The 14,002-nt window shown below is 56.8% G+C and carries 9 protein-coding genes, 1 tRNA gene and 1 pseudogene; 10 read left to right on the top strand and 1 reads right to left on the bottom strand.

Annotation, left to right across the window (positions count from 1 at the left end; translation table 11 throughout):
* The 10 genes from tuf to rpoC all read left to right on the top strand — a co-directional run.
* Nucleotides 1–1,137: elongation factor Tu (tuf, locus tag AB5Y54_RS09475; RefSeq protein WP_017788708.1), on the top strand; the 1,137-nt coding region annotated here is incomplete at its 5' end.
* Nucleotides 1,138–1,189: 52 nt separating this feature from the next.
* Nucleotides 1,190–1,266 (top strand) — tRNA-Trp (locus AB5Y54_RS09470).
* A gap of 60 nt (nt 1,267–1,326) precedes the next feature.
* Nucleotides 1,327–1,698, top strand: coding sequence for a preprotein translocase subunit SecE (secE, locus tag AB5Y54_RS09465; protein WP_010675960.1), 372 nt, complete (start codon nt 1,327–1,329; stop codon nt 1,696–1,698).
* A gap of 9 nt (nt 1,699–1,707) precedes the next feature.
* Nucleotides 1,708–2,259: a transcription termination/antitermination protein NusG gene (gene nusG, locus AB5Y54_RS09460; protein ID WP_010675959.1), complete on the top strand. Its 552-nt coding sequence runs from the start codon at nt 1,708–1,710 to the stop codon at nt 2,257–2,259.
* A 134-nt stretch (nt 2,260–2,393) separates the two neighbouring features.
* On the top strand, nt 2,394–2,822 hold the full coding sequence (gene rplK / locus AB5Y54_RS09455) for a 50S ribosomal protein L11 (RefSeq protein WP_005306313.1): 429 nt from the start codon (nt 2,394–2,396) through the stop codon (nt 2,820–2,822).
* A 4-nt stretch (nt 2,823–2,826) separates the two neighbouring features.
* A complete protein-coding gene (rplA, locus tag AB5Y54_RS09450; protein WP_010675958.1) occupies nt 2,827–3,528 on the top strand; it encodes a 50S ribosomal protein L1 in 702 nt (233 codons plus the stop codon).
* 256 nt (nt 3,529–3,784) lie between these two features.
* On the top strand, nt 3,785–4,285 hold the full coding sequence (rplJ, locus tag AB5Y54_RS09445; protein ID WP_005339895.1) for a 50S ribosomal protein L10: 501 nt from the start codon (nt 3,785–3,787) through the stop codon (nt 4,283–4,285).
* 51 nt (nt 4,286–4,336) lie between these two features.
* On the top strand, nt 4,337–4,702 hold the full coding sequence (rplL, locus tag AB5Y54_RS09440) for a 50S ribosomal protein L7/L12 (protein ID WP_010675957.1): 366 nt from the start codon (nt 4,337–4,339) through the stop codon (nt 4,700–4,702).
* Between the two features lie 222 nt (nt 4,703–4,924).
* Complete coding sequence (gene rpoB / locus AB5Y54_RS09435; protein ID WP_010675956.1) at nt 4,925–8,953, top strand: DNA-directed RNA polymerase subunit beta; 4,029 nt, start codon at nt 4,925–4,927, stop codon at nt 8,951–8,953.
* A 91-nt stretch (nt 8,954–9,044) separates the two neighbouring features.
* Complete coding sequence (rpoC, locus tag AB5Y54_RS09430) at nt 9,045–13,349, top strand: DNA-directed RNA polymerase subunit beta' (protein ID WP_010675955.1); 4,305 nt, start codon at nt 9,045–9,047, stop codon at nt 13,347–13,349.
* A 53-nt stretch (nt 13,350–13,402) separates the two neighbouring features.
* On the opposite strand, the pseudogene AB5Y54_RS09425 reads toward rpoC, so the two are convergent.
* Nucleotides 13,403–14,002 (bottom strand): annotated as a pseudogene (locus AB5Y54_RS09425) (ISL3-like element ISAeme19 family transposase); the annotation flags it as partial.

Raw genomic sequence — 14,002 nt, 5'->3', positions numbered from 1 at the left:
ACCATCGGCCACGTTGACCACGGTAAAACCACCCTGACCGCCGCCATCACCAACGTGCTGGCCAAGCACTTCGGTGGTAAAGCTTTCGCCTTCGACCAGATCGACAAGGCGCCGGAAGAGCGTGAGCGTGGTATCACCATCAACACCTCCCACGTAGAATACGACACTGCTACCCGCCACTACGCTCACGTAGATTGCCCGGGTCACGCCGACTACGTTAAAAACATGATCACCGGTGCTGCCCAGATGGACGGCGCAATCCTGGTAGTAGCAGCGACTGACGGCCCGATGCCGCAGACTCGTGAGCACATCCTGCTGGGTCGTCAGGTAGGCGTTCCGTACATCATCGTGTTCATGAACAAGTGCGACATGGTAGATGACGAAGAGCTGCTGGAACTGGTCGAGATGGAAGTTCGCGAACTGCTGTCCGAGTACGACTTCCCGGGTGATGACCTGCCGGTAGTCCGTGGTTCCGCACTGAAAGCGCTGGAAGGCGAAGCTCAGTGGGAAGAGAAGATCCTGGAACTGGCTGGCCACCTGGACACCTACATTCCGGAGCCGGAGCGTGCCATTGACCAGCCGTTCCTGATGCCTATCGAAGACGTATTCTCCATCGCAGGCCGTGGTACCGTAGTTACCGGTCGTGTAGAGCGCGGTATCGTCAAGGTTGGTGAAGAAGTGGAAATCGTTGGTATCAAAGATACCACCAAGACCACCTGTACCGGCGTTGAAATGTTCCGCAAACTGCTGGACGAAGGTCGTGCAGGTGAGAACGTTGGCGCACTGCTGCGTGGCGTGAAGCGTGAAGACGTAGAGCGTGGTCAGGTACTGGCCAAGCCGGGCACCATCAAGCCGCACACCAAGTTCGAATCCGAAGTGTACGTGCTGTCCAAAGAAGAAGGTGGTCGTCACACTCCGTTCTTCAAGGGCTACCGTCCGCAGTTCTACTTCCGTACTACCGACGTGACCGGTACCATCGAACTGCCGGAAGGCGTAGAGATGGTCATGCCGGGCGACAACATCAAGATGGTTGTTACCCTGATTGCCCCGATCGCGATGGACGACGGCCTGCGTTTCGCCATCCGTGAAGGTGGCCGTACCGTAGGTGCTGGTGTTGTAGCCAAAGTTATCGCTTAATCTTGGCTTACATAAATAAAGCAAAGCCCCTATAATAGGGGCTTTCTTATGCAGGGGCGTAGTTCGAATTGGTAGAACAGCGGTCTCCAAAACCGATGGTTGCGGGTTCGAGTCCTGCCGCCCCTGCCATATACCTCGTCTCGTACGGGGCTTTTGTGTCTTTGGTTACGTCAGATACAGGTGGGTTGTATGAGTGTTAGTTCTGAGGGTCAGGGCGGAAGCAAGGATACCCTGCTTTGGGGCCTGGTTTTCATCATCCTGGCGGCCGCTGTAGTGGGCAATTACCTGCTGAGCGACGTTATTGCTGCCGTCCGCGCCCTGGGTGTGGTCGTTGTCATCGCTGCTGCCGGTGCAGTGGCCCTGCAAACCACCAAGGGCAAGGCAACACTGGCGTTTGCCCGTGAGTCTCGCCTGGAAGTCCGCAAGGTCGTATGGCCGACCCGTCAGGAAGCCATTCAGACAACCCTGATTGTGCTGGCGGTGACTGCCGTGATGGGGCTGCTGCTGTTCGTGTTGGACGGCGCCTTGGTCTGGTTGGTCAACCTGATTACCGGTGTGTAAGGATAAGCCATGACTGAACAACGTGAACAGCGTATGAGATGGTATGTCGTGCAGGCATTTTCCGGCTACGAAGGCCGTGTTGCCAAATCCCTGCGTGAACATATCAAGATGCATGGCATGGAAGAGCTGTTTGGTGAAGTGCTGGTCCCGACCGAAGAAGTGGTCGAGATGCGTGCTGGCCAGAAGCGCAAGAGTGAGCGCAAATTTTTCCCGGGATACGTCCTGGTCCAGATGGTGATGGATGAAACCACATGGCACCTGGTACGCAATGTACCACGTGTAATGGGTTTCATCGGCGGTACCTCCGATCGCCCTGCTCCTATCTCCGATAAGGAAGCGGATGCCATCCTCAATCGTCTGCAAGATGCCCACGACAAGCCGCGTCCGAAAACCCTGTTTGAACCGGGTGAGATGGTCCGGGTTGCCGATGGTCCGTTCGCCGACTTCAACGGTACCGTTGAAGAGGTGGACTACGAAAAGAGCCGCGTGAAGGTCTCCGTACTGATCTTCGGCCGCTCAACGCCGGTAGAACTGGATTTTGGTCAGGTCGAAAAAGGCTGATTAATCTCTGTACGTTTAACGGTTGTCAGGGGCAGCGATTATCTCTATAATTCGCTGCCCCTTTATTTGTTGGGGAGCCGTTTGCAGGAGCATGTCTCCGAGGCGTTAGAACCCATTTTTGAGGTATTTTTGTAATGGCTAAGAAAGTCACAGCTTATATCAAGCTGCAAGTTAAGGCTGGCAGTGCTAACCCCAGCCCTCCCGTTGGTCCCGCTCTGGGTCAGCACGGCGTGAACATCATGGAATTCTGTAAGGCGTTCAACGCCCGTACAGAAAAGCTGGAAAAAGGTTCTCCGACTCCGGTCGTGATCACCGTTTACAGCGACCGTTCCTTCACCTTCGAAACCAAGACTCCGCCCGCTTCCTTCCTGCTGAAGAAAGCCGCTGGTATCCAGTCTGGTTCTGCCAAGCCGAACAAAGACAAGGTTGGTAAGGTGACTGTGGCTCAGCTGCAAGAAATCGCCAAGACCAAAGAGCCGGATATGACTGGTGCCGATCTGGATGCAAAAGTACGTTGCATCGCCGGTTCCGCTCGTTCCATGGGCCTGGTAGTGGAGGAGTAAGACAATGGCTAAACTGTCCAAGCGTATGCGCGTTATTCGCGAAAAAGTTGACGGTACCAAAGAGTACTCCATCAACGAAGCCATTGCCCTGCTGAAAGAACTGGCTACTGCCAAGTTCGTTGAAAGCGTTGACGTTGCCGTTAACCTGGGTATCGATGCTCGTAAATCCGATCAGAACGTACGTGGTGCAACTGTACTGCCGCACGGTACCGGTCGTGACATCCGTGTCGCCGTGTTCACCCAGGGTGCCAACGCCGAAGCCGCCAAGGCTGCCGGTGCTGAACTGGTTGGTATGGACGACCTGGCCGAGCTGGTCAAGAAAGGCGAGATGAACTTCGACGTCGTCATCGCATCCCCGGATGCCATGCGTGTTGTTGGTCAACTGGGTCAAATCCTGGGCCCGCGCGGTCTGATGCCGAACCCGAAAGTGGGTACCGTCACTCCGAACGTAGCCGAAGCCGTCAAGAACGCCAAGGCTGGTCAGGTTCGTTACCGTAACGACAAGAACGGTATCATTCATACCACTCTGGGCAAGGTCTCTTTCAACGAAGTTCAGCTGAAAGAAAACCTGGAAGCGCTGCTGGTTGCCTTGAAGAAGGCCAAGCCGTCCTCCGCCAAGGGTGTATTCATCAAGAAAGTCAGCATCTCCACCACCATGGGTGCCGGTGTTGCCGTAGACCAAGCTTCCCTGGAAGCTCAGGCCTAATTGATGGGTTTTACAAGGCGCAAAATTTAATCTATAATTTTGCGCCTTGATTGGTTGGGGGTTTCGACCTCCGTCCAAGACCGCAGGAGGCCGCAAAGCCTTAATTCTTCCTGCGTAGACGGTGCCGGAAACCCAGCGAGAAAGATTCTTTCTCTTCTGGAATCCTGCTACCGCATCGTTCCCCTCTGTTGTAAAGGTAGGGGGGATGTGTCAGTACTGGGTCAACAGACCCGGATTCAATCCAGGAGTTAAGCCAATGGCATTGGGACTCGAAGACAAAAAGGCAATTGTTGCTGAAGTCAACGAAGCTGCCAAAGGCGCTCTTTCTGCAGTTGTAGCCGATTCTCGCGGCGTCACTGTAGACAAGATGACCGTCCTGCGTAAGACCGCTCGTGAAGCTGGTGTGTACATGCGCGTTGTGCGTAACACCCTGCTGCGTCGCGCGGTAGAAGGTACCGAATACGAGTGCCTGAACGACGCATTTACCGGTCCTACCTTGATTGCTTTCTCTAACGAACACCCGGGCGCTGCCGCTCGTCTGTTCAAAGAGTTTGCCAAAGCGAACCAAAAGTTCGAAATCAAGGCTGGCGCTTTTAACGGTGAGTTTATCGCCGCAGCACAAATTGATCGTCTGGCCACGCTGCCGACTTACGAAGAAGCAATTGCGAAGTTGATGGCTACCATGAAGGAAGCCTCTGCTGGCAAGCTGGTTCGTACTATCGCTGCTGTTCGCGACCAGAAACAAGCTGCTGCTTGATTCTCGCCTATCTAGGCTGTTTGAGTTTATTCAACATCAGGAATTTTTGTCATGTCTATCACTAAAGACCAAATCATCGAAGCCGTTGCTTCCATGTCCGTAATGGAAGTTGTTGAGCTGATCGAAGCTATGGAAGAGAAGTTCGGTGTTTCTGCCGCTGCTGCCGTCATGGCCGGCCCGGCTGCTGCTGAAGCAGTAGAAGAGAAGACCGAGTTCGACGTAGTTCTGACTGCTGCTGGCGCCAACAAAGTTGCCGTCATCAAGGCCGTTCGTGGCGCTACCGGTCTGGGCCTGAAAGAAGCCAAGGACCTGGTAGAAGCTGCTCCGACCAATCTGAAAGAAGCCGTGTCCAAGGACGAAGCTGAAGCTCTGAAGAAAGAGCTGGAAGCTGCCGGTGCTTCTGTTGAGATCAAATAATCTGCATTTATGTAGATTAGCCTGATAAAACAGGCTAGGGCTGGTGAATGTTTGTTCACCAGCCTTTTTGCGCTGTAGACTGAGAGCATTTCACACCGTTTACGACTCTCGGTGCACCAGCAATCCGGACCGCTTCATCGTCCGGGCCAACACAAAACGGTGTTGAGACAGAGCTGTCCCGCGGGACAGAGTGGGTCACTTATCAGCGAGCTGAGGAACCCTATGGTTTACTCTTATACCGAAAAAAAACGCATTCGTAAGGACTTCGGTAAGCGAGACCAGGTACTGGACACGCCTTATCTGTTGTCCATTCAGCTGGACTCCTTCAAGCAGTTCATCGAGGCCGACCCGGAAGGTGAATATGGCCTAGAGGCCGCTTTCCGTAGCGTTTTCCCGATCACCAGTTACTCCGGTAGTGCTGAGCTTCAGTATGTCAGCTATCGCCTGGGTGAGCCGGTATTTGACGTAAAAGAATGCCAGATCCGTGGAGTGACCTACTCCGCGCCGCTGCGTGTCAAGCTTCGTATGGTTCTGTACGACCGTGAAGCAGCTGCCGGCACCGTCAAAGATATCAAGGAACAAGAAGTATACATGGGCGAGATTCCGCTCATGACCGAGAACGGCACCTTTGTCATCAATGGTACCGAACGGGTCATCGTCTCCCAGCTGCACCGCAGCCCGGGCGTCTTCTTCGACCACGATAAAGGCAAAACACATTCATCCGGTAAGGTACTGTATAACGCCCGCGTTATCCCCTACCGTGGCTCCTGGCTGGACTTCGAGTTCGATGCGAAAGACAACCTGTTTGTCCGTATCGACCGTCGTCGCAAACTGCCGGCCTCCATTATTCTGCGCGCCCTGGACTTCAGTTCCGAAGAAATCCTGGCCACCTTCTTCGAGACCATCGGTTTCGAGGTCAAGGATGGCAAGTTGATGATGGATCTGGTGCCCGAGCGCCTGCGTGGCGAGACCGCGACCTTCGACATCATTGCCAATGGCGCCGTGGTGGTTGAAACCGGTCGTCGTGTCACTGCCCGTCACATCCGTCAGCTGGAAAAAGACGGCATCACCCAGATCGAGGTGCCGGTAGAGTATGTTGTTGGCAAAGTTGCAGCCAAGAACTACGCGCACCCGCAGACTGGTGAGATGGTTGTCACTGCCAACCAGGCGCTGAGCCTGGAAGCGGTTGCCAACCTGTCCCAAGCCGGCTTCAAGCACTTCGAGGTTCTGTTCACCAACGAACTGGATCACGGTGCCTACATGTCCGAGACCCTGCGTATCGACTCCAGCTCCAGCCGCCTGGAAGCTCTGGTCGAGATCTATCGCATGATGCGTCCGGGCGAGCCGCCCACTCGCGAAGCGGCCGAGCAGCTGTTCGAGAACCTGTTCTTCTCTTCCGAGCGCTACGACCTGTCTACCGTAGGTCGGATGAAGTTCAACCGCCGTCTGGGTCGTGAAGACGAGACTGGCGTTGGCGTGCTGACCAAGGACGATATCGTCGAGGTCATGAAGCGCCTGATCGACATCCGTAACGGGAACGACGAAGTGGACGATATCGACCACCTTGGTAACCGTCGTATTCGTTCCGTCGGTGAAATGGCCGAGAACCAGTTCCGTGTCGGTCTGGTCCGTGTCGAGCGTGCGGTGAAGGAGCGCCTGTCTCTGGGCGATCTGGACACCCTGATGCCGCAGGATCTGATCAACGCCAAGCCGATCTCCGCCGCGGTCAAAGAGTTCTTCGGTTCCAGCCAGCTGTCCCAGTTCATGGACCAGAACAACCCGCTGTCCGAAGTGACCCACAAGCGCCGTATCTCCGCGCTGGGCCCGGGCGGTCTGACCCGTGAGCGTGCCGGTTTCGAAGTTCGAGACGTACACCCGACCCACTACGGTCGTCTGTGCCCCATCGAAACGCCGGAAGGCCCGAACATCGGTCTGATCAACTCGCTGTCCGTGTATTCCCGCACCAACGAGTACGGTTTCCTCGAGACCCCGTACCGCAAGGTGATCGACGGTGTGATCACCGACGAAGTGGATTACCTGTCTGCGATTGAAGAAGGCAAGTACGTGATCGCACAGGCCAACGCCGCGACCACCGAAGATGGCCGTCTGAAAGATGAATTGATCCCGTGCCGTCACAAAGGTGAATCCACCTTTATGAACGCCGACCAGATCCAGTACATGGACGTGAGCCCGCAACAGATCGTCTCTGTGGCAGCGGCCCTGATCCCGTTCCTGGAACACGATGACGCGAACCGCGCATTGATGGGTTCAAACATGCAACGTCAGGCTGTACCGACCCTGCGAGCTGACAAGCCGCTGGTAGGTACCGGTATGGAACGCGCAGTGGCCGTTGACTCCGGTGTGACCGTAGTGGCCAAGCGTGGCGGCATGATCGACTATGTCGATGCCTCCCGTATCGTTATCAAGGTCAACGAAGATGAGCTGCTGCCTGGCGAAGCCGGCATCGACATCTACAGCCTGACCAAATACACCCGTTCCAACCAGAACACCTGTATCAACCAGCGTCCGTGCGTGATGTTGGGTGAGCCGGTGATGGCGGGCGACGTACTGGCTGACGGCCCGTCCACCGATCTCGGTGAACTGGCGCTGGGTCAGAACCTGCGCGTCGCGTTCATGCCGTGGAACGGTTACAACTTCGAAGACTCGATCCTGGTGAACGAGCGTGTTGTTCAGGAAGATCGCCTGACCACCATTCACATCCAGGAACTGGCCTGTATCTCCCGTGACACCAAGCTGGGTCCGGAAGAGATCACTGCTGACATCCCGAACGTGGGTGAAGCCGCTCTGTCCAAGCTGGACGAGTCCGGGATCGTCTACGTGGGTGCGGAAGTGAAGGGCGGCGACATTCTGGTCGGCAAGGTGACTCCGAAAGGTGAAACCCAGCTGACTCCGGAAGAGAAGCTGCTGCGCGCCATCTTCGGTGAGAAGGCGTCCGACGTGAAGGACTCTTCCCTGCGAGTGCCGAACGGTGTGTACGGTACCGTGGTTGACGTGCAGGTCTTTACCCGCGATGGCGTGGAAAAAGACAAGCGCGCCAAAGAAATCGAAGAGATGCAGTTGAAGGAAGCGAAGAAGGACTTGACCGAAGAGTTCAAGATCCTGGAAGACGGCATTTTCGGCCGTTCCCGCAACCTGCTGCTGGCCGCCGGTTACAGCGAAGATCGTCTGAACAAGCTTGATCGTTCCAAGTGGTTTGAGCTGGCCATCGAAGATGAAGCCAAGCAAATCGAGCTGGAGCAGATCGCTGAACAGCACGTTGAGCTGAAGGCCGAGTTCGACAAGAAATTCGAGAACAAGCGTCGCAAGATCATCCAGGGCGATGACCTGGCGCCGGGCGTACTGAAGATCGTCAAGGTCTATCTGGCCGTCAAGCGTCGCATCCAGCCGGGTGACAAGATGGCGGGCCGTCACGGTAACAAGGGTGTTATCTCCAAGATCTGTCCGGTCGAGGATATGCCCCATGACGAGTACGGCCGTCCGGTCGACATCGTACTGAACCCGCTGGGTGTACCATCTCGTATGAACATCGGTCAGATCCTCGAAGTGCACCTGGGCCTCGCGGCCAAGGGCATCGGCGAGAAGATCGACCGCATGATCAAAGAACAGCGCGAGCTGCACGAGATGCGCGAGTTCCTGCAACAGGTCTATGACCTGGGCGAGAAGGACTCCCAGCAAGTGAACATTGCTGAACTGTCTGACGACGACGTGCGTACCCTGGTGGGTAACCTGCGTAAGGGTCTGCCGGTGGCTACACCTGTCTTTGATGGTGCCAAAGAGCGCGAAATCAAAGCCTTGCTGAAGCTGGCCGATCTGCCGGAATCCGGTCAGATCTCCCTGTTCGACGGTCGTACCGGTAACGCCTTCGAGCGCAAGGTCACCGTGGGTTACATGTACATGCTGAAGCTGAACCACCTGGTAGACGACAAGATGCACGCGCGTTCTACCGGTTCCTACAGCCTGGTTACCCAGCAGCCGCTGGGTGGTAAGGCGCAGTTCGGTGGTCAGCGGTTCGGTGAGATGGAAGTGTGGGCCCTGGAGGCTTACGGTGCGGCATATACCCTGCAGGAAATGCTGACCGTCAAGTCTGACGATGTGAACGGCCGTACCAAGATGTACAAGAACATCGTGGATGGCGACCACCGTATGGAGCCGGGCATGCCCGAATCCTTCAACGTATTGCTGAAGGAAATCCGCTCTCTGGGTATCAACATCGAGCTGGACGAAGAGTAAGAGCTCGCTCTTATTGTTCGAGAATTGACGTGGGCGCCCCGCTGTTTCGGCAGCCGGGGCGCCGAGGTTAGACTCCTGACAGGGGAAACACGTGAAAGACTTACTCAAGTTTTTGAAGGCTCAGACCAAGACCGAAGAGTTTGACAGTATCAAGATCGGTCTGGCCTCTCCTGACATGATCCGCTCCTGGTCATTCGGTGAGGTCAAAAAGCCTGAGACCATCAACTACCGGACTTTCAAGCCGGAGCGTGATGGTCTGTTCTGCGCCCGTATCTTCGGACCGGTGAAGGACTACGAGTGTCTGTGCGGCAAGTACAAGCGCCTGAAACACCGTGGTGTGATCTGCGAGAAGTGCGGTGTAGAAGTGACCCAGACCAAGGTCCGTCGTGAGCGCATGGGCCACATCGAGCTGGCCAGCCCGACTGCCCACATCTGGTTCCTGAAGTCCCTGCCGTCCCGTATCGGTCTGCTGCTGGACATGACCCTGCGTGACATCGAGCGCGTGCTGTATTTCGAATCCTATGTAGTGATCGAACCCGGCATGACTAACCTCGAGCGCAGCCAGATGCTGTCCGAAGAGAACTATCTGGACGCACTGGAAGAGTGGGGCGACGAATTCGACGCCAAGATGGGTGCCGAGGCCATTCTGGCCCTGCTGCGCGCCATCGATCTGGAAGGTGAAGTCAAAGCCATGCGTGAGGAGCTGGATCAGACCAACTCCGAGACCAAGCGCAAGAAGACCACCAAGCGTCTGAAGCTGATGGAAGCCTTCCTGCAATCCGGCAACAAGCCGGAGTGGATGATCATGACAGTGCTGCCCGTGCTGCCGCCGGACCTGCGTCCGCTGGTACCGCTGGACGGCGGCCGTTTCGCGACCTCCGATCTGAACGATCTGTACCGTCGCGTGATCAACCGTAACAACCGCTTGAAGCGTCTGCTGGATCTGGCTGCGCCGGACATCATCGTGCGCAACGAAAAGCGCATGCTGCAAGAGTCCGTGGACGCCCTGCTGGACAACGGCCGTCGTGGTCGTGCCATCACCGGTTCCAACAAGCGCCCGCTGAAATCCCTGGCCGACATGATCAAGGGTAAGCAAGGTCGTTTCCGTCAGAACCTGCTGGGTAAGCGTGTCGACTACTCTGGTCGTTCCGTTATCACCGTAGGTCCGACCCTGCGTCTGCATCAATGCGGTCTGCCGAAGAAGATGGCACTTGAGCTGTTCAAGCCCTTCATCTACGGCAAGCTGGAATCCCGCGGTCTGGCGACCACCATCAAGGCCGCCAAGAAGATGGTGGAGCGCGAGGAAGCCGTCGTTTGGGACATCCTGGACGAAGTGATCCGCGAACACCCGGTTCTGCTGAACCGTGCGCCGACCCTGCACCGTCTGGGTATCCAGGCGTTTGAACCGACCCTGATCGAAGGCAAGGCCATCCAGCTGCACCCGCTCGTCTGTGCCGCCTATAACGCGGACTTCGACGGTGACCAGATGGCGGTCCACGTACCGCTGACCCTGGAAGCCCAGCTGGAAGCGCGTGCCCTGATGATGTCCACCAACAACATCCTGTCGCCTGCCTCCGGTGAGCCGATCATCGTTCCTTCCCAGGACGTGGTCTTGGGTCTGTACTACATGACCCGTGCCCGTATCAACGCCAAGGGCGAAGGTATGGTGCTGTCCGGCCCGAAAGAGGCCGAGAAGGTCTACCGTGCCGGTCTGGCCGACCTGCATGCTCGCGTCAAGTGCCGCATCACCGAGTACGTGAAGAACGAAGCCGGTGAGCTGGTTGCCAAGACCGAGATGAAGAATACCACCGTTGGTCGTGCGATCTTGAGCCTGATCCTGCCCAAAGGCATGGAATACGCTCTGATCGACGAGCCGAAGGTACTGACTGCTGCAGAGCAGGCTGACCTGGACGCCAACCCGCAGAACTGGATCAAGTGCGTCTCCAACAAGGCGCTGGGCAAAAAGCTCATCTCCCGTCTGCTGAACACCTGCTATCGCAAGCAGGGCCTGAAGGATACCGTCATCTTCGCTGACCAGCTGATGTATACCGGTTTCCACTACGCGGCCCTGTCCGGTGCCTCTGTTGGTATCGATGACATGGTCATCCCGGATGCCAAGAAAGACATCATCGCTGCTGCAGAAGCTGAAGTTGCCGAGATCCAGGACCAGTTCCTGTCCGGTCTGGTGACCGCGGGCGAACGCTACAACAAGGTTATCGATATCTGGGCCAGCGCGAACGATCGCGTCTCCAAGGCCATGATGGACAACCTTTCCAAGGAGCGTAACGTCAACTCCCTGGGCGATGAGGAAGAGCAAGCCTCCTTCAACAGCATCTTCATGATGGCCGACTCTGGTGCGCGGGGTTCCGCCGCCCAGATCCGTCAGCTGGCCGGTATGCGTGGCCTGATGGCCAAGCCGGATGGCTCCATCATCGAAACGCCGATCGTGGCGAACTTCCGTGAAGGTCTGAACGTACTGCAGTACTTCATCTCCACTCACGGTGCTCGTAAAGGTCTGGCGGATACCGCGCTGAAGACAGCGAACTCCGGTTACCTGACCCGTCGTCTGGTTGACGTGGCCCAGGACATGGTGATCACCGAGGACGATTGCGGCACTACCGACGGTCTGTGGATGACTCCGCTGATCGAGGGTGGCGACGTGGTCGAGCCGCTGCGTGAGCGCGTGTTGGGTCGTGTGGTGGCCGAAGACGTGATCAAGCCGGGTACCGAGGATGAAGTGCTGGTAGCGCGCAACACCCTGCTCGACGAGCAGCTGTGTGACCTGCTGGAGCGCAACTCCGTCGACCGCGTGAAGGTACGTTCTGCCATCACCTGTGAGACCGACTTCGGTAACTGTGCTCACTGCTACGGCCGTGATCTGGCCCGTGGTCACCTGGTTAACAAGGGTGAGGCTGTCGGTGTTATCGCCGCTCAGTCCATCGGTGAACCGGGCACCCAGCTGACGATGCGTACCTTCCACATCGGTGGTGCCGCATCCCGAGCGGCTGCCGAGAGCAGCATCCAGGTGAAGAACACCGGTAGCATCAAGTTGCAGAACGCCAAGTTCGTTCTGAACAACTCTGACAAGCTGGTTATCACCTCCCGTTCTACCGAGCTGACCATCATGGACGAGATGGGCCGTACCAAGGAAAGCCACAAGCTGCCTTACGGTTCCGTGCTGGAAGTGAAGGATGGCGAAGCGGTGAACGCCGGTGATACCGTCGCGAACTGGGACCCGCACACCCACCCGATCATCACCGAAGTAGCGGGTCGCCTGCACTTCGAACACATGATCGACGGTGTGACCATCACTCGTCAGACCGACGAGCTGACCGGTCTCTCTTCCATCGTCGTGCTGGATGTCAACGAGCGTCCGAGCGCCGGTAAAGAGATGCGTCCGACCGTGAAACTGGTCGATCTGAACGGCAAGGATGTGATGATCCCGGGCACCGACGTTCCCGCCCAGTACTTCCTGCCGGGCAAGGCGATCGTGAACCTGGAAGATGGTGCCAACGTGGGCGTGGGTGACGCGGTTGCGCGTATCCCGCAAGAGTCCAGCGGTACCAAGGACATCACCGGTGGTCTGCCGCGCGTTGCGGATCTGTTCGAAGCACGTCAGCCGAAAGAGCCGGCCATCTTGGCCGAGATCTCCGGTACCATCTCCTTCGGGAAAGAGACCAAGGGCAAACGCCGTCTGGTCATCACCCCGACCGATGGTGGCGAGATCTATGAAGAGATGATTCCGAAATGGCGTCACCTCAACGTGTTCGAAGGTGAAAAAGTTGAGAAGGGTGAAGTGCTGGCGGACGGTCCCGAGTCTGCTCACGACATCCTGCGTCTGCGCGGTATCAGCCCGGTCGCCAACTACATCGCCAACGAAGTGCAGGACGTTTACCGTCTGCAAGGCGTTAAGATCAACGACAAACACATCGAAGTCATCGTGCGTCAGATGCTTCGCAAGTGCGAGATCCTGAGCGCTGGCGACACCGACCTGATCGAAGGTGAGCAGGTTGAAGTGGCCCGTGTGAAGATTGCCAACCGTAAACTGGTTGCCGAAGGGAAGACCCCGGCTACCTACCGTCATATCCTGATGGGTATTACCAAGGCATCTCTGAGCACCGAGTCCTTCATCTCCGCAGCTTCCTTCCAGGAGACCACCCGCGTGCTGACCGAAGCAGCCGTTGGTGGCAAGCGTGATGAACTGCGCGGCCTGAAAGAGAACGTGATCGTGGGTCGTCTGATCCCGGCTGGTACCGGCTTTGCCTACCACCACAGCCGCATCAACCAGCGTGCCGCCGCAGCCCGTGCTGTCGGTGTGCCGCAGGTGACTGCCGATGAAGCTCAGCAAAACCTGGCGGATCTGCTCAACGCAGCCGGCAGTTTTGACGAAGAGTAATCTTCCGCTGCAGTGATCGAAAAGGGCCCCTTCTAGGGGCCCTTTTTTTAGGTTCATCGCGGCTTTCCGGGGAAGGCCGCCTTGATTTTCAGAAAAAAGTATTCTGAGTCCCTAAATCCATATGCCATGCGCTTTATCACTTTGATCTTGTTGTTCACCCCTTCCAGCACACTCGTGTGCATCGGGTAGTTTGCACTCGCCAGGATCCCCCGCATATATTTCGATAAATTTCGACCAAATCGTTGCAGCGGCGCTAGCCCGCTTTCCTTCACCTGCCGCATCCAGCTCCGCCATCGTCGCCATCCTTCCCACACGCTCGGCGCATACCAGATGCCCTTCAACGCCTCTTTCAGCACGTACACCATCGCCAGCGGTTGATTCGCCGCCAACAGCTCCTGCAACTTCACATCCTGTTTTTCACTCAGCTTCGTCCGATTACGTAGCAGCAACCAACGCGCACTTTTGACCACTTTTCGCGCCGGTTTATCGCTTTTCAGTGCATTCGCCTGCTCCACTCGCACCCGGTCCACCACCTCTCGGCCATAGCGAGCCACCACGTGGAACAGGTCGTAGACCACCTCCGCCTGCGGGCAGTGTTGCTTCACCTCCAGGTCGAACGCCGTGTTCATGTCCATCGCCACCGCCTCAATCTG

It is taken from the genome of Aeromonas sp. s9, assembly GCF_040907765.1.
GTDB classification, from domain to species: domain Bacteria; phylum Pseudomonadota; class Gammaproteobacteria; order Enterobacterales; family Aeromonadaceae; genus Aeromonas; species Aeromonas caviae.
Note: the sequence above shows the minus strand (reverse complement) of the source record. Positions and strands in the feature narration are given on the sequence as shown.

Coding starts and splice junctions, on each gene's coding strand:
- rplJ (WP_005339895.1), top strand. CDS start 3,785: ATGGCATTGGGACTCGAAGACAAAAAGGCAATTGTTGCTGAAGTCAAC.
- rplK (WP_005306313.1), top strand. CDS start 2,394: ATGGCTAAGAAAGTCACAGCTTATATCAAGCTGCAAGTTAAGGCTGGC.
- rplA (WP_010675958.1), top strand. CDS start 2,827: ATGGCTAAACTGTCCAAGCGTATGCGCGTTATTCGCGAAAAAGTTGAC.
- secE (WP_010675960.1), top strand. CDS start 1,327: ATGAGTGTTAGTTCTGAGGGTCAGGGCGGAAGCAAGGATACCCTGCTT.
- rplL (WP_010675957.1), top strand. CDS start 4,337: ATGTCTATCACTAAAGACCAAATCATCGAAGCCGTTGCTTCCATGTCC.
- rpoB (WP_010675956.1), top strand. CDS start 4,925: ATGGTTTACTCTTATACCGAAAAAAAACGCATTCGTAAGGACTTCGGT.
- nusG (WP_010675959.1), top strand. CDS start 1,708: ATGACTGAACAACGTGAACAGCGTATGAGATGGTATGTCGTGCAGGCA.